23 protein-coding genes are annotated in these 22,449 nt (G+C 67.1%); 16 read left to right on the forward strand and 7 right to left on the reverse strand.

The window, feature by feature from the left end:
* Window positions 1-10: 10 nt before the first annotated feature.
* The 16 genes from Q7W02_01485 (at window position 11) to Q7W02_01560 (ending at window position 16,738) form a co-directional block, all read left to right on the forward strand.
* On the forward strand, window positions 11-1,204 hold the full coding sequence (locus tag Q7W02_01485; protein ID MDO8474860.1) for a CoA transferase: 1,194 nt from the start codon (window positions 11-13) through the stop codon (window positions 1,202-1,204).
* Entirely contained in the window at window positions 1,188-1,982 is a 795-nt protein-coding gene (locus Q7W02_01490) for an enoyl-CoA hydratase-related protein (GenBank protein ID MDO8474861.1), read from the forward strand. Before Q7W02_01485 ends, Q7W02_01490 begins: the two co-directional genes overlap by 17 nt.
* A gap of 102 nt (window positions 1,983-2,084) precedes the next feature.
* The gene (locus tag Q7W02_01495) at window positions 2,085-3,248 is read left to right on the forward strand and encodes an acyl-CoA dehydrogenase family protein (GenBank protein ID MDO8474862.1); all 1,164 of its coding nucleotides are present in this window, start codon (window positions 2,085-2,087) and stop codon (window positions 3,246-3,248) included.
* Between the two features lie 148 nt (window positions 3,249-3,396).
* Window positions 3,397-4,335: an MBL fold metallo-hydrolase gene (locus Q7W02_01500; GenBank protein MDO8474863.1), complete on the forward strand. Its 939-nt coding sequence runs from the start codon at window positions 3,397-3,399 to the stop codon at window positions 4,333-4,335.
* 15 nt (window positions 4,336-4,350) lie between these two features.
* Window positions 4,351-5,292 (forward strand): hydroxymethylglutaryl-CoA lyase, encoded by a 942-nt coding sequence (locus Q7W02_01505; protein ID MDO8474864.1) that lies wholly within the window; start codon window positions 4,351-4,353, stop codon window positions 5,290-5,292.
* A 142-nt stretch (window positions 5,293-5,434) separates the two neighbouring features.
* The gene (locus tag Q7W02_01510) at window positions 5,435-5,992 is read left to right on the forward strand and encodes a class I SAM-dependent methyltransferase (protein MDO8474865.1); all 558 of its coding nucleotides are present in this window, start codon (window positions 5,435-5,437) and stop codon (window positions 5,990-5,992) included.
* A 6-nt stretch (window positions 5,993-5,998) separates the two neighbouring features.
* Entirely contained in the window at window positions 5,999-6,502 is a 504-nt protein-coding gene (locus Q7W02_01515; protein ID MDO8474866.1) for a hypothetical protein, read from the forward strand.
* A gap of 30 nt (window positions 6,503-6,532) precedes the next feature.
* The gene (locus Q7W02_01520) at window positions 6,533-7,459 is read left to right on the forward strand and encodes an ABC transporter permease (protein ID MDO8474867.1); all 927 of its coding nucleotides are present in this window, start codon (window positions 6,533-6,535) and stop codon (window positions 7,457-7,459) included.
* Window positions 7,456-8,283, forward strand: a complete 828-nt coding sequence (locus tag Q7W02_01525) for an ABC transporter permease (protein MDO8474868.1) — start codon at window positions 7,456-7,458, stop codon at window positions 8,281-8,283. The genes Q7W02_01520 and Q7W02_01525 overlap by 4 nt, the downstream gene beginning before the upstream one ends.
* Before the next feature lie 3 nt (window positions 8,284-8,286).
* The gene (locus Q7W02_01530; protein ID MDO8474869.1) at window positions 8,287-8,718 is read left to right on the forward strand and encodes a GNAT family N-acetyltransferase; all 432 of its coding nucleotides are present in this window, start codon (window positions 8,287-8,289) and stop codon (window positions 8,716-8,718) included.
* Window positions 8,719-8,737: 19 nt separating this feature from the next.
* Window positions 8,738-10,264, forward strand: a complete 1,527-nt coding sequence (locus Q7W02_01535) for an ABC transporter substrate-binding protein (protein MDO8474870.1) — start codon at window positions 8,738-8,740, stop codon at window positions 10,262-10,264.
* Window positions 10,265-10,274: 10 nt separating this feature from the next.
* Window positions 10,275-11,510 carry an amidohydrolase family protein gene (locus Q7W02_01540; protein MDO8474871.1) on the forward strand — a complete coding sequence of 412 codons (1,236 nt, stop codon included), beginning with the start codon at window positions 10,275-10,277 and terminating at the stop codon, window positions 11,508-11,510.
* Window positions 11,507-12,385, forward strand: a complete 879-nt coding sequence (locus tag Q7W02_01545) for a DMT family transporter (GenBank protein ID MDO8474872.1) — start codon at window positions 11,507-11,509, stop codon at window positions 12,383-12,385. Before Q7W02_01540 ends, Q7W02_01545 begins: the two co-directional genes overlap by 4 nt.
* Window positions 12,386-12,432: 47 nt before the next feature.
* Window positions 12,433-13,422, forward strand: a complete 990-nt coding sequence (locus Q7W02_01550) for a TAXI family TRAP transporter solute-binding subunit (protein MDO8474873.1) — start codon at window positions 12,433-12,435, stop codon at window positions 13,420-13,422.
* A complete protein-coding gene (locus Q7W02_01555; GenBank protein ID MDO8474874.1) occupies window positions 13,410-15,314 on the forward strand; it encodes a TRAP transporter permease in 1,905 nt (634 codons plus the stop codon). Before Q7W02_01550 ends, Q7W02_01555 begins: the two co-directional genes overlap by 13 nt.
* A 20-nt stretch (window positions 15,315-15,334) precedes the next feature.
* Window positions 15,335-16,738: a UbiD family decarboxylase gene (locus tag Q7W02_01560; GenBank protein ID MDO8474875.1), complete on the forward strand. Its 1,404-nt coding sequence runs from the start codon at window positions 15,335-15,337 to the stop codon at window positions 16,736-16,738.
* Between the two features lie 69 nt (window positions 16,739-16,807).
* Here the strand turns inward: Q7W02_01560 and Q7W02_01565 are convergent, their stop codons facing one another.
* From Q7W02_01565 to Q7W02_01595, 7 genes are read right to left on the reverse strand one after another with little or no spacing between them, the layout of a single operon-like run.
* Window positions 16,808-17,248 (reverse strand): FixH family protein, encoded by a 441-nt coding sequence (locus Q7W02_01565; protein ID MDO8474876.1) that lies wholly within the window; start codon window positions 17,246-17,248, stop codon window positions 16,808-16,810.
* Between the two features lie 19 nt (window positions 17,249-17,267).
* Window positions 17,268-18,209, reverse strand: a complete 942-nt coding sequence (locus Q7W02_01570) for a branched-chain amino acid ABC transporter permease (protein MDO8474877.1) — start codon at window positions 18,207-18,209, stop codon at window positions 17,268-17,270.
* A gap of 3 nt (window positions 18,210-18,212) precedes the next feature.
* Window positions 18,213-19,112: a branched-chain amino acid ABC transporter permease gene (locus Q7W02_01575; protein ID MDO8474878.1), complete on the reverse strand. Its 900-nt coding sequence runs from the start codon at window positions 19,110-19,112 to the stop codon at window positions 18,213-18,215.
* Window positions 19,113-19,126: 14 nt separating this feature from the next.
* Window positions 19,127-19,846 (reverse strand): ABC transporter ATP-binding protein, encoded by a 720-nt coding sequence (locus tag Q7W02_01580; GenBank protein ID MDO8474879.1) that lies wholly within the window; start codon window positions 19,844-19,846, stop codon window positions 19,127-19,129.
* 8 nt (window positions 19,847-19,854) lie between these two features.
* The gene (locus tag Q7W02_01585; protein MDO8474880.1) at window positions 19,855-20,607 is read right to left on the reverse strand and encodes an ABC transporter ATP-binding protein; all 753 of its coding nucleotides are present in this window, start codon (window positions 20,605-20,607) and stop codon (window positions 19,855-19,857) included.
* Window positions 20,582-21,511 carry a branched-chain amino acid ABC transporter permease gene (locus Q7W02_01590; protein ID MDO8474881.1) on the reverse strand — a complete coding sequence of 310 codons (930 nt, stop codon included), beginning with the start codon at window positions 21,509-21,511 and terminating at the stop codon, window positions 20,582-20,584. The genes Q7W02_01585 and Q7W02_01590 overlap by 26 nt, the downstream gene beginning before the upstream one ends.
* An 18-nt stretch (window positions 21,512-21,529) precedes the next feature.
* A complete protein-coding gene (locus tag Q7W02_01595) occupies window positions 21,530-22,420 on the reverse strand; it encodes a branched-chain amino acid ABC transporter permease (protein ID MDO8474882.1) in 891 nt (296 codons plus the stop codon).
* Window positions 22,421-22,449: the final 29 nt, after the last annotated feature.

The following is a 22,449-nucleotide window of genomic DNA, read 5'->3' on the forward strand; positions in this document are numbered from 1 at the left end:
TCAACCTCCCATGGACGCCCCGCTGGCCGGACTCCTCGTCGCCGACCTGACCCAGAACGTCGCCGGCCCCACCTGCACCCAGATCCTGGGCGACATGGGGGCCGAGGTGGTCAAGGTGGAGCGCCCCGGACGGGGCGACGACGCGCGCGCCTGGGCGCCGCCCTACTGGGGCGAGGAGAGCGCTACCTTCATGAGCGTCAACCGCAACAAGCGCAGCCTCGCCGTGGACATGAAGCAGGCCGACGGGCGCGCCGTCCTCGAGCGACTCATCGCCCGCGCCGACGTGCTCGTCCAGTCCCTTCGCGCCGGCGCCGTCGAGGAGCTGGGGCTGGGCTGGGAGCGGGCGCATGGGATCAACCCGCGGCTCGTCTACTGCTCGGTCACCGCCTTCGGCACTGATGGTCCGCTCAAGGATCGCCCGGGCTATGACCCGCTCATGCAGGCGCTGGGCGGCATCATGTCCGTCAACGGGCATCCGGGCCAGCCGCCGGCGCGCGTGCCTGTCTCCATCGTGGACATGGGGACGGGGATGTGGGCGGCCATCGCCATCCTGGGGGCGCTGCGCGAGCGCGACCGCACCGGCCGCGGCGCCAACGTGACGACGGCGCTGTACGAGACGGCGCTGGCCTGGAGCGTCTTCCAGATGAACCAGTACTTCGGCACCGGGGAGGTCCCGCAGCCCCAGGGCTCGGGCACCGCGATGATCTGCCCGTACGAGGCCTTCCCCACGCGCGATGCCTGGGTCATGATCGCCGCCGGGTCGGATGCGCTCTTCGCGAAGGCCTCCGAGGGGCTTGGCGTCCCCAGCCTGCCCCGGGACCCGCGCTTCGCTGACAACCCGGCGCGCGTCGCCCATCGCGCGGAGCTCTTCGACGCGCTCTCGGCCGTCACGCGCGCGCTCACGAGCGCCGGCGTGCTGGATCGACTCCAGAAGGCGGGCGTGCCGTGCGCGCCCATCCTCACTCTCGACAGAGTCGCCGCCGACCCTCAAACCGACGCTAGCGGCATGCTGGTCTCCGCCAAGCATCCGCGCCTGCCCGACTATCGCGCGGTGGGCCTTCCCATCCGCTGGGACGGCGAGCGCCCCGGCGTGTCGCGTGTCCCGCCGCTGCTCGGCGAGCACACGGCTGAGGTCCTCGCGGAGCTGGGATACGACCAGACCGCCATCACGGAGCTCGCCTCGCGCCATGTCATCCAGCTATAAGACGCTCAACGTCACGGCCGGGCCGGACGGCCACGTGGTCACCGTCGAGTTCAACCGGCCGGAAGCGCTCAACGCTATGAACACGGCCATGGGCGAGGACCTGCTGCGCTGCTTCGATGCCCTCCAGTGGGACAAGGCGGTGCGCGTCGTCGTCCTCACCGGCTCAGGCACCAAGGCCTTTTGCGTGGGCGGCGATCTCAAAGAGCGCCAGGGCATGACCGACGAAGTCTGGCGCGCCCAGCACGTCATCTTCGAGGCGGGCGCCGCGCGCGTGCTCCACTGCCCCGTGCCGGTGATCGCCGCGGTCGAGGGCTTCGCCATGGGCGGCGGCTGCGAGCTGGCCGTGCTCTCCGACTTCATCGTGGCGTCGGAGACGGCGGTCTTCGCCGTGCCGGAGGTGACGCTCGGCATCTTCCCGGGCATCGGCGGGACGCAGCTGCTCCCGCGCATCATCGGCGGGCCGCTCGCGAAAGAGATGATCTTCACAGGGCGTCGGGTCCCCGCGGCAGAGGCCAAGGCCATCGGCCTCGTGAACCATCTCGTGCCGGCCGGCCAGGCGCGCGCCAAGGCGCTCGAGATCGCGGCGGCGATCGCGGCGAACGGCCCCGTCGCGGTGCGCCAGGCCAAGAAGGCCATCAACTGGGGCAGCGAGACCGACCTCGAGACCGGCATGGCGCTCGCCATCGAGGCCTACAACGTCACCGTCACGACGGAAGACCGCTTGGAAGGCGTGAGAGCGTTCAACGAGAAGCGCAAGCCCAACTTCAAAGGAAAGTAAACACTATGTCTCTCTCCCCGCTGGGGAGAGGGTCGCAGTTCGAGCTGAGTCGCGAAGCGGCGAGGCGAGGGCTGAGTTAGTGAGGGGTCCTGTATGACTGACATGTCTTTCACGCTGACCGAAGAGCAGCGGGCCCTCAAGGCCGCCGTCTACGACCTCTGCAAGCAGTACCCGCCCGAGTACTGGCGCGACCTCGACGCCAAGCGCGAGTATCCGGACGCCCTCGTCAACGACCTGACCAAGGCGGGGTACCTCGGGGTGTTGATCCCGCAGGAATTCGGCGGGGCGGGGCTCGGGATCATGGAGGGCGCGCTGATCCTGGAAGAGATCAACCGCTCGGGCGGCAACGCCGGCGCCTGCCACGCGCAGATGTACATCATGGGCACGGTGCTGCGCCACGGTTCGGAGCAGCAGAAGAAGACCTTCCTGCCCAAGATCGCCACGGGCGAGCTGCGCCTCCAGGCCTTCGGCGTCACCGAGCCCAACGCGGGCTCCGATACGACGAAGCTCCAGACCACGGCGATCCGCAAGGGCGACAGCTACGTGGTCAACGGGCAGAAGATGTTCATCTCGCGAGTGCTCCAGTCCGACCTGATGCTGCTGCTCGCGCGCACGACGCCCGTGGACCAGGTCAAGAAGAAGACCGACGGGTTGTCCGTCTTCCTCATCGACATCAGGCATCTCAAGGGCAAGGGGCTCGAGGTCCGCCCGCTCAGGATGATGATGAACCACTCGACCAACGCCCTCTTCTTCGACAACGTGGAGATCCCCGCCGGCAGCCTCGTGGGACAGGAGGGCAAGGGCTTCTCCTACATCCTCGACGGCATGAACGCCGAGCGCATCCTGGTCGCCTCGGACTCGCTCGGGGACGCGAGGTGGTTCATCGAGAAGGCCGTCGCCTACTCGAGCCAGCGCGTCATCTTCGGCAAGCCCATCGGCGCGAATCAGGGAGTCCAGTTTCCCATCGCCAAGGCGCACATGGCGATCGAGGCCGCCGACCTCATGCGCACCAAGGCCGCCAAGATGTTCGACGCGGGGATCCCGTGCGGGCCCGAGGCCAACATGGCCAAGTACCTGGCCTCCGAGGCGGCCATCGACGCCGGCAACGCCTGCATCGACTGCCACGGCGGCTACGGCTTCGCCGAGGAGTACGACATCGAGCGCAAGTTCCGGGAGTCGCGCCTCTACCGCGCGGCGCCGATCAACAACAACCTGATCATGGCCTACGTCGGGGAGCACGTCCTCGGCATGCCGCGCTCGTACTAGCCGAGACGATGCGCGAGCCCTGTCTCCCCCTCACCCTGCCCTCTCCCCCATTGGGGGAGAGGGATCCGAACAAAGAAGTACTGCGTGATAAGACTATTCTTATCCCTCTCCCCCGTCGCGGGGGAGAGGGCAGGGTGAGGGGGCCGCGGTGAGCCTGTCTGAGATCGACCGCCTGTCCGTCACCACGGTGGTGGACAACTTCATCGACAGCCTGCGGGCAGACGAGAAGGTCGCCAAGCGCTTCAACCAACCGCAGGCGCGGCGCATTCCCACGCTCAAGGCCGAGCACGGGCTCGGCCACTGGGTCGAGGTGGCGCGCGGCGGCGAGACGCGCCGCATCGCCTTCGACTTCGGGCTCACCGGGGAGAGCTACACCCACAACTTCCTCGAGCTCGGGCTCGACGCGGGACAAGTGGACGCCATCGCCTTGAGCCACGGCCACATGGACCACTACGGAGGGCTGGGCGGCTTCCTCAAGACCTACCGCGGGCGGATGAAGAAGGACCTCGTCTTCTACGGCGGCAGCGACCACTTCCTACCGCGCTTCAACGAGCGCAACAACGCGCGCGTGTACATCGGCCGCCTGGATCGCGACGAGCTCGAGCGCTACGACCTCGACGTGCGCGTCGTCGAGACGCCCACGCTCCTGCCCGAAGGCGTGCTGCTGAGCGGTGAGATGCACGAGACGGCGCCCTTCGAGGTCATTCCCCCCTCGCTCAAGGTCGAGCGCGACGGCCTAGTCGTCCAGGACACCTTCATCGGCGAGCAGACGCTCATCGCCAACGTCAGGGGCCGCGGTCTCGTCGTCGTGACCTCGTGCTCGCACCGCGGGATCGTCGGGATCTGCCGTCACGCCGTCAAGGTTTCGGGCGTGCCAAAGGTCCACGCCGTCATCGGCGGCTTCCACCTCTCCGGCCTCGCCGGAGAGCGCATCACCCAGGTCGTGGACGCCTTCCGCGCACTCGGCGTGGATTACCTGATCCCGCAGCACTGCACAGGGCTCGAGGCCATTATCCAGATGGGCGTGCACCTGCCGAAGGAGCTGGTGGTAAGCTCGGTCGGGAGCACGTTCACCTTCGGAGCGTGAGGAGACACCATGAAGCTGCCCAAGCGCGTGACGGTCTGCGAGGTGGGGACGCGGGACGGGTTCCAGATCGAGCCCGACTTCATCCCGACCGCGCAGAAGATCGAGGTGGTCAATCTCCTTTCGGCCACGGGGATGCCGCGGATCGAGGTGACGTCTTTCGTCTCGCCCAAGGTCGTGCCCCAGCTCAAGGACGCCGAGGCGGTGATGGCGGGGATCACGCGGCGCCCGGGGACGCGCTACTCGGCGCTCGTGCCCAACGACAAGGGCGCTGTCCGCGCCGTGGACGCGGGCGTGGACGACATCCACACCGTGGTCTCGGCCAGCGAGAGCCACAACCTCGCCAACGTCAACATGTCCATCGCCGAGTCCATCGTCAAGTTGAAGGCGACGGCTGAGGTCGCGCACCGAGGTGGCAAGCCCGTCTACGCCGGCATCTCGTGCTCCTTCGGCTGCCCCTTCGAGGGCGAGGTGCCCGTGGCGCAGCTCGAGTCCGTCGTCTCGCGCTTGGTGGACCTCGGAGCGAAGGGAATAGGCCTCGCCGACACCACGGGCATGGCCAATCCGGCCCAAGTCTCACGAGTGCTCGAGCACCTGATGCCGCGCTTCCCCAAGGTCGAGTGGACCCTCCACACCCACGACACGCGCGCGATGGCGATCCCGAACATCCTGGCCGCCATGGAGATGGGCGTGACCAACTTCGACGGCTCGATCGGCGGGCTCGGCGGCTGCCCCTTCGCCCCCGGCGCCTCGGGCAACGTCTGCACCGAGGACCTCGTCCACTGCCTCTGGGCCATGGGTGTCGAGACGGGCATCGACCTCGACGCGCTGGTCGGCGTCTCCACGCGTGTCCAGGAGATCGTCGGGCGCGCGCTGCCGGGCCAGATCGTCAAGGCGGGCAAGTGGAGCCGGCGCTATCCCCTGCCCGACGGCGTCCAGTCGCGCCTGGCCGCGCGATGATCATGGACCACCACCCCTCACCCCGACCCTCTCCCCTGAGGGGAGAGGGAGCCCTCCGGAGCCCTCGCCCTTCTGGCGAAGCAGGAGCCCCTCGAAACCCTCTCCCCCATCGGGGGAGAGGGCAGGGTGAGGGGGCCTCGCGATGAACAAGCGCGCCGAGAAGATGCTGCGGCTGATGGACCGGGCCGTGACCGAGTGGCACATCCCCGTCATCGGAAAGGAGAAGGGGCGCGTGATCAAGCGGCTCCTCGCCAAGCACGCGCCCACGCGCGGCATCGAGGTCGGCTCGCTCTTCGGCTACTCGGCGATCCTGATCGCGGGCAACATGCCGCGCGGCGGCAGGCTCACGTGCCTCGAGAACAACCCGTACCTCGCCAAGTTCTGCCAGTCGAACGCCGACCACGCCGGGCTCAAGGGCCGCGTCAAGGTGGTCGTGGGCGACGCGCTCCGCGTGCTGCCGTTCCTGCGGGGCCCCGTGGACTTCATGCTGCTCGACGCGAAGAAGGAAGACTATCTCGACTACTTGAAGGCCGTCGAGCCGCGGCTCGTCAAGGGCGCCCTCATCATCGCGGACAACACCGGCATCTACCGCCGCGACGTGAAACCCTACCTGTCCCACGTGCGGGGCGGCGCTCCGTACACGAGCCGCGAGTACGACTTCGGCTTCGACTGCATGGAAGTCTCCGTGTTCCGCGGGTAGCGCGATATGTTCGGCGAACGCCACGATCCCGAGTTCCTCAAGCACCTCTTCGAGCGCACGGAGATCCTGCGCAAGCCCATCACCGGCATCATCGCCGGCTACCACATCCTGCCCTACATCCTCGTCGGCCCGCAGGAGGAGCAGCCGCACCGCTCCGTCGAGATCCGCGGCAAGATCAAGGTCTCGCCGCGCCTGGTGCTGGCGCCGGGGCGCGCCGGGCAAACCTACGGCGACCTCTTCAAGGAGCACGAGGTGATGGACGAGACGCTGGTGGCGCGCGTCTTCTCCTTCATGTACTCCTCGCGCCACCAGGTAACGCTCGAGAGCGAGGACCTCAACATCCAGCGCTCGGACCGCAACCCGCAGGCCCAGATCGAGCGGGCCATGGACGAGCTGGCGATGCGTGAGATCATCAACACCGGCGTGATCATGGCGCCCAACGTGCGGTTCTACCCGGTCTCCCTCGACCGCTTCATCACGGAGATCCTCGACCAGGAGTTCCGGCAATAGAATCACCCGCTCTCGAAGCGCTGACCTAAGGTGCGTGCCTATCTCGTCTCGCGCCTCGCCCAGACGGCGCTCGTCGTCTTCCTCTCGCTGACCGCCGTCTTCTTCCTGGTGCGGCTGTCGGGCGACCCGGTGCTGCTCTTCCTGCCGATGGACATCCAGGCCAAGGACGTCAACGAGTTCCGCCAGCGTCTGGGCTTCAACGATCCCCTGCCTGTCCAGTACGCGCGCTTCGTCTCGGGCGCCGTGCGAGGCGACTTCGGCGAGTCGCTCCGCTACAGGCGCGACGCGCTCCGCCTCGTGCTCGAGCGCCTGCCCGCCACGCTCGAGCTGGGCGTCACCGCGCTCCTCCTGACCTTCTGCCTCGCGATACCCGTCGGTATCTTCTCCGCCACCAGGCGCGGCAGTCTCTTCGACTACGTCGGCATGGGTGCGGCTGTCCTGGGTCAGGCCATCCCCGGCTTCTGGCTCGGGCTCATGCTGATCTATTTCTTCTCCGTGCGCCTCGGGTGGCTGCCGACAGGGGGCATCGGCGGCCCGGCCCATTTCGTCATGCCGTGCGTGGTGCTGGCGTCCTTCTACGCGGCGCGCATCGCGCGCCTCACGCGCTCGTCGGTCCTCGACACGCTGAACGAGGAGTACGTGCTGACGGCGCGGGCCAAGGGGCTCGCCGAGTGGATCGTGATCGGCAAGCACACGCTCAAGAACTCGGCCATCCCGATCGTGACGCTCGCCGGGCTCGAGACGGGCCAGCTCCTGGGCGGCGCCGTCATCACCGAGACCATCTTCGCGTGGCCCGGGTTCGGGCGGCTGACGGTCCAGGCGCTCCAGAACCGCGACTTCCCCGTCGTGCTGGCCGCGGTCTTCGTGATCTCGGTCACGTATACTTTGATTAACCTCGCGGTTGATCTTCTCTATGGATGGCTCGACCCGCGCACCCGCCGCGAGGTAGCGCTGTGAGCGGCGCGGCGCTCCGGCGCAACGGGCTCGGCTTCCTCGGCCTCACGCTCGCGGCGCTGGCGGTGCTGGCGGCGCTCGCCGCCCCGGTGCTGGCGCCTCACGATCCCGTCAAGGCCGACTTGAGCCAGGGCCTCAAGCCGCCGGGCACGCCGGGGCATCCCCTCGGCACGGATCAGCTCGGGCGCGACACGCTCTCGCGCGTGCTCTACGGCGCGCGCGTCGCGCTCTTCATCGGCCTCTGCACCGTCCTGCTGACCGCCATCGTGGGTGGGGTCCTGGGACTGCTCGCCGGCTTCTTCGGCGGCTGGCCCGGTCAGGCGCTCATGCGCCTCTGCGACGTCCAGCTCTCCTTCCCTTTCATCCTGCTGGCGCTGACCATCAACGCCATCGTGGGCCTCGGGCTGCGCAACATCATCATCAGCCTGGCCGCGGCGGGCTGGGTCGTCTATGCTCGCGTCGTGCGCGGCGAGGTGCTCTCGGTGAAGCAGCGCGACTACATCCAGGCCGCGGCGGCCCTCGGCACGGGGCGCGCCCGCATCCTGTTCCGCCACGTCCTGCCCAACGTAGCACCGTCCATCATCATCGTGGCGAGCCTGCAGTTCTCGCAGTTCATCGTGGCGGAGGCGGCCATCTCGTTCCTCGGCTTCGGCGTGCAGCCGCCGACGCCTGCATGGGGCAGCATGCTGTCCGAGAGCCGCGACTTTCTCTACATCGCGTGGTGGCTCGCGGCCTTCCCGGGCGCGGCGCTCGCGCTGACGGCGCTCGGCGTCAACCTCGTCGGGGACTGGCTGCGCGACGTCCTCGACCCCAAGTTCCGGGTGTAGGCGATGGCAGACGCCGCCGCCATCCGTCAGGCGAGACCCGAGGAGGCCACGCAGGTCTTAGCACTCTGGCAGGAGGCCGACGCCACGCCCAGCCCCACCGACACGCGCGACGAGGTGATGAAGCTCCTCGGCGAGGCCGCGGCCGTCCTGTTGGTGGCCGAGACCGACGGCAGACTCGTCGGCACAGTCATTGGCGGATGGGACGGCTGGCGGGGTAATATCTACCGCTTGGCCGTGCTCCCCGCCTACCGGCGGCGAGGCATTGCGCGGGCGCTGGTCGGCGAGGCCGAGCGTCGCCTGCACCGCATGGGCGCGAGACGGATCTCGGTCCTGGTCGAGAGCGATCATCCATGGGCAACGGACTTCTGGGACTCGCTCGCCGCGTCGGGCTACCGGCACGACGAGCGGATGCGCCGATACGTCAAGACACTCTAGGAACGAGGAGGACCGGCTGATGCGATTCCTGAAATTCTTCGTGGTGCTCGCGGCGCTCCTGGCCCCGGCGCTCCCGGCCGCGGCACAGAGCCGCATGAAGGCCGAGGAGGTCGTGGTCGCCTTCGCCGCCGAGCCGCGGACGCTCCTGCCGAACACCATCGTGGACTGGACCACCAACAACATGGTCGAGCACATGTACGACCGGCTGGTGGACCGGGATCCCAAGACCTACAAGCCCATCCCCATGCTCGCCACGTCGTGGAAGGTCGTGGACAACACGACGTGGGAGTTCTCGCTGCGCTCGGGTGTGAAGTTCCACAACGGCGAGCCCTTCGACGCCCAGAGCGTCAAGGCGACGATGGACTACATCAAGGACCCGGCCAACAAGACGCACTACGCCTCGCGCTGGAGCCTCGTGAAAGAGGTCCAGATCGTCGATCCCTACACGGTGCGCTTCATCACCGAGAAACCCTGGCCGGGGCTGATCGACCGCATCTCGGCGACCGACATGCTGATGATGCCGCCCAAGGCGCTGAAGGCCGAAGGCCCGCAGGGGCTCCTCGCCAAGCCGGTCGGCACGGGCCCATTCAAGTTCGGCCGGTGGGTGCGCGACGAGAAGCTGGTCGTCGTGCGCAACGACGACTACTGGAAGGGCAAGGCCGAGCTGAAGACCGTGACATTCCGGTTCATCCCGGAATTCAGCGCCCGGCTCGCGTCGCTCCTCGCCGGCGAGATCGACATCATGAAGGACGTGCCGCCGCACGCCACGGACCTCGTGGACCGGAGCGGCAAGGCGACGGTGCGCGCGACGGTCTCCTCGCGCATCAACTACCTGGCGCTGGTCACGCTGAAGCCCGGGCCGATGCAGGACATCCGGGTGCGGCAGGCCATCAGCCACGCGATCAACGTGGACGAGCTGATCCAGCAGGTGCTTCGCGGCCGGGCGAGCAAGATGTGCGGCCCGCTGTCGCCCATCAACGTGGACTTCTCGCCCAAGGTCCAGTGCCTCAAGTACGACGTCAAGCAGGCCCAGGCTCTGCTCAAGAGCGCCAACATCGACCCGGGCCGGCTCGTCCTGACGCTCGACACGCCCTCGGGCCGCTACCCGCTCGACAAGGACATCTCGCAGGCCATCGCCTCCCAGCTCGGCCGCATCGGCATCACGGCCAATGTCGTGGTCAACGAGTGGGGCACGCACCTCGACAAGATCAAGAACCGCGCCACGGGCGACATGTTCTTCCTCGGCTGGGGCCCGGCGCTCGATGCGCAGGGCACGATCGAGCAGCTCTTCCAGGGCTCGATGACCTACTCCTCCTACGGCGGCAACAAGCTGCTCGAGGACAAGATCGCCACAGCCATCACCATCGTCGACCCGAAGAAGCGGCTCGAGGCCTGGGCCGAGATCCAGCTCATCGTGGCGAACGAGGCGCCGTGGGTCTTCCTCTGGCAGCAGCACGACCTCTACGGCGTCGCCAACTGGATCGACTGGCAGCCGCGCGCCGATGAGAAGGTCTGGATGTACGAAGCCAAGATCGCGAAGCGGTAACGGAGCGGCCATGTCCATCACGGTCCTGACGAACGCGTTCCTGATCGACTGCACGGGCAAGGAGCCCGTCGACGGCGCCGCCGTCGTCGTCGAGGGCGAGCGCATCAAGGATGTCATCCGCTCGGGCCGTGTCGGGCCGCTCAAGGGCAAGGTCGAGACGCTCGACCTCAAGGGCCGGACGCTCATGCCCGGCCTGACGGACGCCCACGTTCATATGTGCGCCGTCGAGGGCAACATCGCCGAGCAGCACCGCTACAACCCGCCGAGCCTGATCGGGGCCAAGACGCTCCGGCGCATCGAGCAGGCGCTCCAGCAGGGCTTCACCACGGTGCGGGACGCCGGCGGAGCCGACTACGGCTTCCGCGAGGCGGTCTCGAGCGGGCTCTACCCTGGGCCGCGCATGCTGGTCTCCGGGCGCGTGCTCTCGCAGACGGGCGGCCACGGCGACAAGCGGCGGCGCGCAGAGTGGATCGAGCCCATCGACTGCTGCTACGGCATGATCGGCGCCATCGCCGACGGGCCCGACGAAGTCCGCAAGGCCGCGCGCGAGCAACTGCGCCGTGACGTGGACCAGATCAAGATCATGGCCTCGGGCGGCGCCATGTCGCCCTCCGACGAGCTGGACACCACGCAGTACACCGTGGACGAGATGCGCGCCGCGGTCGAAGAGGCGCGCGCCGTCGGCAAGTACGTCCTCGCCCACGCGTACTCGGGTTCGGCCGTACGCGCCGCGCTCCAGGCGGGTGTGCGCTGCATCGAGCACGGCAACCTGATCGACGAGGCCGGCGCCAGGGAGATCAAGAAGGCCGGCGCCTATCTCGTGCCGACCATGGTCACCTATGAAGCGATTTCGCGCGAAGGCAAGAGCTACGGCATCACCGAGCACCAGATCCAGAAGATTAACATGGCCCGCGAGAAGAGCGTCGAGGGGCTGACCCACGCCTACCGCGCGGGCTGCAAGATCGGCTCGGGCTCCGACCTGCTGGGGGACATGCAGGCGCAGCGCACGGTGGAGTTCGAGCTCAAGGGCCAGGTGATGAAGCCGATGGAGGTCCTCCTCTCGGCCACGCGCGTGAACGCCGAGATCTTCCGCATGGAAGACCGGATCGGCACGGTCGAGCCAGGGAAGTACGCCGACCTGATCGCGGTCAAGGGCAACCCGCTCAAGGACCTTCGCGTCTTCCAGAACCAGGACAACCTGCACCTGATCATGAAGGGCGGAAGCGCGTACAAGCAGACGTTGTGACGGCCGCCGCGGCCCTGCTGCTGGCCATCCTGATCTGGGCGTCCAACTCGATCATGGTCAAGGTGGTGCTGAGGGAGATCGATCCCCTCACCCTGACCTGGCTGCGCTTCCTGCTGGCCGCGCTCTTCTACGTCCCGTACGCCGCGGCGACCTGGCGGCGGGCGCCCCGCTACACCCCGCGCGAGTGGGCGCTCCTCCTGGTCGCGGGCGTCGCGCTCGTGCCCGCGTTCAGCCTGACGCTCTACTGGGCGCTCATCTACACCTCGGTCGCGAACACGGCGCTCGTGCGGATGACCGAGCCCGCCTGGGTGCTGCTGCTGGGCGCGCTGCTGCTGGGCGAGCGCGCGACGCGCAGGCAGGTGGCGGGGCTCGCGCTGGCGCTCGCCGGTACGGCGGCCCTCGTGCTGCTCGGGCGCCATCCGAGCGCCGGCGGCGAGCACGACGCCCTCGGCATCGGCTTCATGGTCGCCAACTCGCTGGCCTGGGTCGTCTACATCCTCTGCTTCAAGGACCTGCTGCGCCGCCACCGCGTGACGCAGGTGACCATCCACGCGGCGCTCGCCGGCACTGTCGCGCTCCTTCTCGTCACCGGCCCGACTCACGCGGTGACGGTCGCGCGCGCGGCCGCGGCCATGAGCCCGCTCGCCTGGACGCTCGTCATCGCGATGGCCCTCATCGTGACCATCGGCTCCAACCAGCTCTTCTCCTACGGCCTCCAGCGGGTGACGGCGGGCGCGGCCGCGACCTACTCCTACCTCACGCCCGTCCTGGCCGCCCTGCTCGCCTGGATCTTCCTCGGCGAGCCCATCACGGCCGCCGTCGCCGTCTGCGGCGCCGTCATCGCGGCGGGTGTCTACTTGGTGAACCGGGCCTGAGCCCGGCTCCAGCGCGTAGGATATACTGCGGCCGGGAGGAACAGCTCATGAAGCTATTCGCAAGGTGTTGGGCGGCGGCGGCGCTGCTGATCTTCACGTGGGCGCCGGCTGCCCCGGCTCAGCAACCGGTCAACCTGGCGTTCTCCACCCTGGACACCGGCAGCGCCTGGTACGTGTATGGCGCCACCATCGCCGAGCTGCTCCGGAAGTCCTTGCCGCCCGGCTCCAACATCGACGTCAAGCCGCGGGCGGGCGGCGTCGGCAATCCCCGGCTCGTGGCCAAGAACGAAACGCCGCTCGGGCTCTCCTTCACCGTGACCAACCGCTGGGCGTGGGAGGGCAAGGAGGCGTACGACACCAAGCTCGATAATCTGCGCGCGCTCGCCGGCGGTCTCGACACCTACTACCTCGTGGCCGTGGCGAGCAAGAAGTTACCGGTCAACTCGCTCAAGGAGATGAAGGACAAAAAGCTGCCCGTCAAGCTCGTCTCGCAGCCGGTCGGCTCGCTGGGCGAGTTCGCGGCGCGTCAGCTCCTTCGCGCCGAGGGGCTGACCTACGCCGATCTCAAGGGCTGGGGCGGCTCGACGGCCCACGTCGGCTACAACATCATCGTCGATTCGTTCCGGGACGGCCGGGTCGACATGCTGATCGCGGTGATCACGGCCAAGCATCCGTCGGTCAACGAGATCGCGAACTCATCCGACGTGAAGTTCCTCGGGCTCGACGATGAGACGATCCGGGGCCTCGCCCCGCTGGGCTACACGCCGGCCACCATGCCGGCCAACACGTTCAAGGGCCAGACGGAGCCGGTCAAGACCGTGGGCTTTCCCACCGTCGTCATCACCAACAAGGAATTGCCGGAGGCCATCGCGTACACGGTGACGAAGACGATTATCGAGAACAAGGACGCGCTGGTGCGCGGCCATGCCGGGCTCCAGGACTTCGACCCGGCCACGGCCTGGCAGCCCGCCAAGGTCGGTCTTCCCCTTCACGCCGGAGCCGAGCGCGCATACCGGGAGAAGGGGTGGATGAAATAGCCGCCGACCCGGTCGCCCGGAGCGCCCGATGGCTCGCCGGAGCCTGGTCGCTCTTCCAGCTCTACACGGCGGCACTGGGCACGTTCGATCTGCTGATCCAGTTGCCGGTGCACGTGGCTTCCGCGGTGGCGCTCGGCTTCCTGGTGCCGCCCAGTCCCGACTCGGCGGCCGCGGCCGCCAAGCTGGCTCGGCGCCCGACGTCGCTCCGGTGGCTCGACGCGGGATGTGCACTCCTGGCGCTGGCGTGCGCCGCGTACTATGTCGCCCAGAACGCGCGACTGACATCCCGCATGGCGCTGGTGGACGATCCCGCGCGCGGCGACGTCGCCGTCGGTGTGCTATTCGTGCTGCTCCTCCTGGAAGCCGCGCGCCGCCACATCGGGCCGTCCCTCGTGGTCCTGGCCCTCCTCTTCGTGGCCTACGCCTTCGCGGGACCCCAGCTGCCCGGCTTTCTCTCCCACGGCGGGGAAACCTTCCTCAAACTGCTCGATACGCAGATGCTCACCATGCAGGGGGTGTTCGGGGTGCCGACCCTCGTGTCGGCCACGTACATTTTCCTCTTCGTGCTATTCGGCGGCGTCATGTCGCACGGCGGCCTGCTGCGCTTCTTCACCGACAGCGCGCTGGCAGTCGCGGGGCACACGCGGGGAGGCGCCGGCAAGGTGGCGGTGATCTCGAGCGGGCTCTTCGGCACCATCAACGGAAGCGCCATCGCCAACGCGGTGACCACGGGCGCCTTCACCATTCCGCTCATGCGGCGAGCCGGCTATCGGCCCGAATTCGCAGCGGGGGTCGAGGCCTGCGCGTCCATGGGAGGCCAGCTCATCCCGCCGGTGATGGGGGCGGCCGCCTTCATCATGGCCGAGACGCTCGGCGTGCCCTATGCGACCATCGCGTTTGCCGCGACCATCCCCGGCATCCTCTACTTCGTTGCCGTCGGTGTGATGGTCCACTTCGAGGCGAAGCGCCAGGGGCTCCCCGTCATGTTGCGGGCGGACCTTCCGAGGCTCGGCGCGGTGCTCAAGCGCGACTTCCACCTGCTGGCCGCGCCCGCGGTGCTCGTGTATTTCATCGTAGAGGGCCGCTCGCCCATGTTCGCGGGCTTCTGGGCCCTCGTGGCCGGAGTGGCGGCGAGCTGGGTGCGGAGCGAGACGCGCATCAGGTTCGGACAGATGATGTCGATCCTGGTCGAGAGTGCCAAGAACGCGATGCCCGTCGCGCTCGCCTGCGCCACCGTCGGGATCGTGGTGGGGGTGGTGTCGGCCACCGGGCTCGGCCTCAAGCTGGCGAGCGGGATCCTCGGGATCTCCGGCGGGAACATGCTGGCGACGCTCGTGCTCACCATGATCGCGGCGCTGGTCCTAGGGACGGGGCTTCCCACGTCAGCCACCTATATCATCACGTCGATCATGGCCGCCCCGGCCCTGGTGCAGCTCGGCCTGCCGAAGCTCGTGGCGCACATGTTCGTGTTCTATTTCGGCATCCTGGCGGACCTGACGCCGCCCACCGCCATCTCCACCTACGCGACGTCCTCGATCGCGGGTGCCGACGTGTGGCGCACGCAGTGGACGGCCATGATGCTGGCGCTCTCCGGGTTCATCATCCCGTTCAGCTTCGCGTATGACCCCGCGCTCCTGATGCTCGGGTCGAGCCCCTTGGCGATCGTGTGGCGCACGCTGTCGGCGACGATCGGCATCGTCATGCTCGGCGCCGGGCTCATCGGATATTTCCACGGCCCGACGCGCCTGTGGGAGCGGGGGGTGCTGCTGGGTGGCGCCCTGCTCCTGATCTTCCCGGGCGCCATCAGCGACGTCCTCGGCGTGGCGTGCCTGGCCGCCGTCTGGCTGGCGCAGCGGAAGGCGCCCGCGATCGTACCGCGCCCGGCCTCGTGAGCCCGGTGTAGAATCCCGCCATGCCTCGACCGATGAGTGACGACGGGACGCGCCAGAGCCTCCGCGGCTTCGTGTCGGCGCTCGAGCAGGCCCAGCCTGGCGAGGTGGTGCGCATCAGCGAGCCCGTGGACCTCGCGTACCAGACCCAGGCGCTGGCGCTCGAGCTGGAGCGGCGGCGGCGGTTCCCCGTGCTGATCTTCGAGCAGGTCCGCGGCCACTCGATTCCCGTGGTGTCGAATGTCATGGCGAGCCGGCGAGGGCTCGCGACGGCTCTCGGTGTCGGCCTGGCGCAGCTCCCGGAGGAGTACGCCAAGCGGCTGAAGGAGCCGCTCAAGCCCGTCGTCCTCGACCGCCCGCCATTCCCTGTGGACGTCCAGCGTGGTGATGATGCGGTCGACCTGGGTGCCCTGCCCATCCCGACGTATTTTCCGGGTGACGGAGGTCCCTACCTGACGGCGGGGCTCCTCACCGCGCGGGACCCGGCAACCGGCGTGTCCACCGCGGGCTTCCACCGCTTCCAGGTCAAGGGGCCGAACCGGCTGGGAGTGAGCCTGCACTCGCGCCGGCGGATGTACGAGTTCCAGCAGCGGGCGGAAAAGGCGGGGCGGAGCCTCGACTGCGCCATCGTCATCGGGCTGCATCCTGCCGTCGGGATGGGGTCACTCTCCTATCCGGCGCCTGAGATCTCCAAGTTCGAGGTGGTCGGTGGGCTGTTCGGGGAGCCCATGCAGCTTCGGCGGGCGGAGACGGTCGAGCTCGACGTCCCGGCCTGGGCCGAGATCGTGATCGAAGGCGAGATCCTCGCCGGCGTGCGCGAGACTGAAGGCCCCTTCGGAGAGTTCACCGGCTACTTCTCCCGGCGGAGCACCGACAATGTGTTCGTGGCGCGCGCCATCGTGCTGCGGCAGGGCGCGTGGTTCCAGTCGATCGCCTCCGGACGGGCGCCCGACCACATCCTCCCGCTCGGCGTCCTGCGCGAGGCCGAGATCAGCAACGCGCTCCGCCGCGTGGTCCCGGGGGTGCGCGCCGTGCACGTGCCGATGTCAGGCGGCGCGTCGTTCACCGCGTACGTGTCGATCAAGCGGACGCGCCCCGGCGAGGCCAAGCACGCCATCTCGGTGGTCCTCGGCGTGGATCACTACCTCAAGCTCGTGGTCATCGTGGACGACGACATCGACGTGTTCGACGAGTCGGATGTCTTGTGGGCCATGGCGACGCGGGTCCAGGCCGATCGGGACCTGGTCGTCATCAGCGGGAGCCTCGGCGCGATCCTCGATCCCTCGGCAAGCCCCGAGGGGCTGACCGCGAAGCTCGGCATCGATGCCACTCGCTCCTTCGGCGAGGGCGGGGCGGAGAAGCTGGTGATGTCCGCCGAGCCCGCGGCCTGGGCGCGGGAGCTGGCCGACCGGATCGCGCGCGCCTGATTGCGACCGACGAGATGACCTTTCGGGCTGGCCACGAAGGCCAGCGCCTGCTTCGTGTTTCCCATGCGCTCAATGTTTCTGCGGAGATGACGGTTTCGCCGGCGCGTTGGCGGCGCTTACGCGATCTTCCTCAAAACGCATGACCTTCACCACCCGGTCACGCACTTTGCCAATAAGATCCAGGCGCACGGCCCAGTCGCCGAGCATTTCGAGGTCGAGGCGGGCTTCATACGAACCAGCCTCGCGGCCGACCGTCGCCTTCATCGGCCGTACATTGTGCATCATCGGCATCGACGGCATGTCGGCGCCAACCATCACCGTGACATCGGTCAGCGGCGCGTCGGTGCGAGCGTGCGTGAGGCGGATGCTGCAGTCATATTGCAACGGTTTGCCAGTCGGCTGACACGTCACCTCGGCTTTGGCTCGCACCTCCGCAGCGCTGAGCGCGCCTGCACAACAGACCACGATCGTCAGCGCAGAACATAGTTGCGAACGTGCTACTGCCGTCATGGGCACCGCGTCATTCGTCTCATCCGCCTCTCGCCGCCGGCTGCCGCGTCGATCGCAAGACCCGATCCCGAACACGACGCCACGCGCGTCCGATATGATGCACGACCGGTTCGTCAAGCAGGCCGCGCGGGCGCAAGATCAGCAGGATTGCGACCAGGCCGCCAAAGATGATCATCCGATAACCCGCGAACGCTCTGATCGATTCCAAGACGCCGATATCGATCAGCACGCCGAGCAGAGGGCCGAATGCGGTGCCAAGCCCGCCGATAAGGCCGTAGGCGAGGCTGTGCACGCCAAGCATCACGTCAAAGATACGCGGTTCGACATAGGTGGTCAGATGCGCATAGAGCCCGCCCCCCACTCCCGCGATAGCACCGGCAATACAGGCGGCGAGCGTCTTGTGACGGGCGACGGCGACGCCGTTCAGCTCGGCAAGCACTTCGTCCGCGCCGACCATTCGAAAGACAACGCCCAGGCGCGAACGCTCCAGCAGCATGAAGCCGGCCAATGCGGCGGCCAGCAGGCCGTAGATCACCAGCAAGAATTGCATTGGCCCGACCTCGTGTTCGAAGATATAGCGGATGTTGCCGAAGCCGTCGACGCCATTGGGACCGACCAACTCGCCGTCAATCGGAATCTGATACCGGAACAATTCGAACAGCAACCGCACCATCTCGGCGAATGCCAGCGTCGCTATCGCAAAATACAGTCCGTGCAGTCGGAGCGTCGGCACGCCGACCAGCACCGCCGCCGCGCCGCCGGTTGCGGCGCCCCATACAAGCGCCGCCGCGAGCGGCCAGCCCCACAGCGCGGTCGCGATCCCGGCAGCATAGGCGCCGATGGCGAAGAACGCCTGCTGCCCGAACGAGATTTCGCCCGTCAGCAACAGGAGATAGGCCGATAGCGCGAGGAACGACATGACGCCGATGTTTGAAAGCACGCCGATCAGATAATCGTCCATCGGTCAGGCGCTCCCGTGGTCGACCATTGTCTCGCGCGTCGGTGCCTCGCCAAGCAATCCGCCCGGCCGCAGCACCAGACACACGAACAGCAGCATATAGGCGGCGAGATCGCGAACTTGCGGCCCGAAATACGACTGGCTGTGCGCTTCCAGAACACCCAGCAGCAATCCCCCCAGAATCGCCCCCGGTATTGAGCCCAGCCCGCCGATCATCATGGCGATTAGGCCCTTGAACGTCGCCCACATGCCGAACATCGGGGTGATTTGTTGGTCGGTGGCGAGCACCAGGTAGCCGGCGATCCCGCCGATCGCGGACGCAACGGCAAAGGCCAAGCGAACGGCGGTCTTGACATTGATGCCGACCAGATGCGCGGCCACCGGATTGCCGATGATGGCGCGCAGCGCGAGGCCGTAGCGGGAGCGGTAGAGCAGCAGCTGCAACCCCGCTGACAATCCCAGTGCGCACACCAGCATGATCACGTGGTCGGCCCGCAACAGGAACGGGCCCAGTGCCAGCGGCGCACCGGTTGTGAGCGGCGGGAACGGATACGTGTGGCGCGGCAGGAGCAGAATGGCCGCCTGTTCGAGTTGCATCCAGATCGCGAAGCTCGACACCATTGATGCGATGCCGGCGCCGGCCGCCATCGGCGCGAAGCACAGCCGTTCGACATAGATGCCGGCGAGCACCGCGCCCACAACCGTCACGGCCGCGACCGCGATCGGACCGACGGCGAGATTCAGGTACACCAACGTGCCGAGATAGGCCCCCACCATGATCGATGGACCATAGGACAGGTTGAGCCGTTGCATGACGCCGAAGATCAGTGTGAACCCGAGCGCGAGCAGCCCATACGACGATCCGATCATCATCCCGTCGATCGAATTTTGCGCGAAGTCGATCATCGGCTGGGCCGGTGTCAGTTCGCGCCGCGGCGTGTCCCAAGATAGGCGCGCTGGATGACGTCATCCTCAGCGAGCTCGCCCGGTGTTCCCTTGAATGTCACACGCCCCTGTTCCATCAAAAAGAACTGATGCGCCACCTTGAGCGCCATGTGGGCGTTCTGCTCAACCAGAAAGATGGTGGTCCCGTCGCGGTTCAGTTCGGTAAGGATCGAGAATATTTCGGCTACGATCAGCGGCGCGAGACCGAGCGAGGGTTCGTCCATCAGCAGCAGACGCGGCCGCGACATCAGGGCGCGGGCCACCGCGAGCATTTGCTGCTCACCCCCCGAGAGTGTGCCGGCGAGTTGCTCGTATCGCTCGCGCAGGCGCGGAAAACGATTGCACATGCGTTCGATATCGGTGGCGATCTCCGCCCTGTCCCTGCGTTGATAGGCTCCGGCGAGAAGGTTCTCGCGCACGCTCATCTGCGGAAACACCAGTCGATTCTCCGGCACCAGCGCCACGCCTCGCGCGACGATCCGGGCCGGCGACAGGCCGACGAGCTCGGTGCCGTCAAGCCGGATCGAACCGCGGCGCGGTGTGAGGATGCCGGCGATCGTCATCATCAGTGTGGTCTTGCCCGCCCCATTGGGCCCGAGCAGGCAGGTGATCCGGCCGCTCTCGACGCCCAACGATACGCCCTTCAATGCTTCGATCTTGCCGTAGGTGGTGACAAGACCCGATACATCGAGCAAGGGACGCCTCACCCGCCCGTGGCAGTGCCGAGATAAGCCTCGCGCACCGCCGGATTGGCCTGGATCTCGGCTGGAGTTCCTTCCGCGATCTTCTGCCCAAAATTGAGCACCGCGATGCGATCGACGACCGACATGATCAATTCCATATGATGCTCGATCAACAGGATGGTGATGCCATCCTGGCGCAACTTGCGGATCCGGTCCTCGAGCTGGTCGATTTCCTCGGCGTTCATGCCTGCCGCCGGCTCGTCGAGCAGCACCAACGACGGCTTGGCGGCGAGCGCGCGGGCAAACTCGAGCCGCCGCTGCTCGCCGAACGCGAGATTGCCCGCCAACTCGTCTCGCTTGTGCCCAAGGTCGAAGAATTCCAGCATGCGGTCGATCTCGGCGCGGGCTCGACGCGCGCCGCCAAGCCAGCGTGTCACAAAGCGCTCCGCATCGCGGTGCTCACCGGAATTCTGAGCGACCCATAAATTCTGCCACACCGTCAACTGCCCGAACAGCCGGATGTTCTGAAACGTGCGCGAAATGCCCCGAGCCACGCGGGCGTGCGCCGACAGATCGGACATATCCGCGTCGCGGAACACCACGCGGCCCGCGGTCGGCGGGAACAAGCCGCAAATGAGGTTCACGATTGTGCTCTTGCCTGATCCATTGGGGCCGATAAGACCGACAATCTCGCCCTGGGCGACGGCGAGGTCGACGCCGTCGACGGCCCGGACTCCCCCGAAAGATTTAGTCAACCCGCTGAGGCCAAGCACCGGCGCGCTCCTTAATCCTGACAAACAGACGCTTCAGAGCGATGGTCGAGCCGGCATCGAGCAGTCCGCGCGGGCGCAGGTTCATCGCCAGCACGATCAGCCCCCCGAACAGCAAGTTACGCCAATCTCCGAGAAAGCGCAGGCCCTCGATCAAAAAGCCCTGGATGAAGATGACGGCGAGCGGCGTACCAAAGACACTTGAAAGTCCCCCAAGGATGGGATAGGCGATCGCGAAGGTAGCGAGAACCACGCCGAACTGCACGTGCTCGATATGGGTCGTGTAGTGCGCAAAAATCCCGCCGCCGAAGCCGGCTATCACCCCGCCGATCGCCATTGCCGAGACCTTCACCGCCGTGACGTTAATACCGGTGCTCTGTGCCGCAAGCTCGTCCTCGCCGACCGCCCGCAAAACCGCGCCGGCGCGGGAGCGGTCCATCCACCACAACGCGGCCATCACCAGCGCGACTGCGCTCCATACGAACAACACGACATCGAGCGTGCTCCAGCCGTGTTCAGGGAAATAGCGGATCTGACGGAAGCCTTCGCCGCCATGCGGGCCGATTCGGATTCCGCCTCGCGCCACTTGATAATCGAAGTTGAAGAAGAACAGGCGAACCGCCTCGCCGAATGCGACGGTGGCGACCACAAGCATCAGCCCCTTCACCCGCAATGCCGGAAAACCAACGGCGCAGGCGACCGCTCCCCCCGCGATCGCCGCCACGGCCAGCGCCGGGACGAGCGGCCACGCCGCGAGCACCGTAAGCATGCCCGCAACATAGGCGCCGACGGCAAAAAACCCCGCCTGCGCGAGGCTCACCTGGCCGGTCAACAGCACGCAATAGGCCGACAGTCCCAGCAGGGTGTGAACACCGATGATCTGCAAGAGCCCAAGATAGAAATCCATCGAGTTGTCCCCGGGCGCTCAGTCTCGCTCGGCCGACGCTGCAAACAGGCCACCGGGCCGGAATACAAGGAACACGAACAACAACAACATGATGTAGAGGTCGCGCTCCGAGACGCCGCGGAAGAACTGGAACAGGTTCTCAAGACCTCCGACCAGCAGGCCGGCGATGATCGCGCCGGGGATGCTGCCGAGGCCGCCGATCACCGTGACGATCAGGCCCTTGACGGTCAACGGCAGCGATAACAGCGGAGAGAGCATGCCGATGGCGGCCCCAATCATTGCGCCGGCGATGCCACCCACGACGCCGGTGATCACGAAGGTCAGCCCGTTCACGCCCGTGATGCTGATGCCGCAAAGCTCAGCTGCGACCGGTTGCTGTGACACGGCGCGAGTGGCGAGGCCGAGCTTGGTGCGATACAGCAACAACAGGAGTAGCATCATGCAGATGCAACCCAACACGAACACGAACATCAAATCGCCGCGCAGACTGAACGGTCCCGCCCGGATGATCACATCCGAAAACAGCGCGGGATAAGCGAGCGGCACGCCGGCCGTCGTGTGCACGATGATCTCGTCGATCAACAGCAGCAACCCGACGGTGGACATCAGAGTTGCGAGCGGGTTTGCCAGGGGGATGAATCGGAACGCGACGATGTAGACCATGCCGCCGATGAATCCGCCGCAGATTGCGGCCAGCAAAAAGACCAGCGGCGGCGGCGCCTTGATGCCGGCGAGTATCAACAAACTGGCGTAGGAGGCTCCTACGGAGGCGGCGGCATAGGACAGGTTGATCTTGTGCATCACGCCGAAGACGAGCGTGAACCCTATCCCCAGCAACGCATAGGTCGCGCCGAACAGCACACCGTCGGCAATCGATTGGATCGTGTCGATCGCGTCAAGAATATTCACGCCGGTGGCTCGGCCAACTCGTTACTTGC

Source organism: Candidatus Rokuibacteriota bacterium (assembly GCA_030647435.1).
Lineage (GTDB): Bacteria > Methylomirabilota > Methylomirabilia > Rokubacteriales > CSP1-6 > AR37.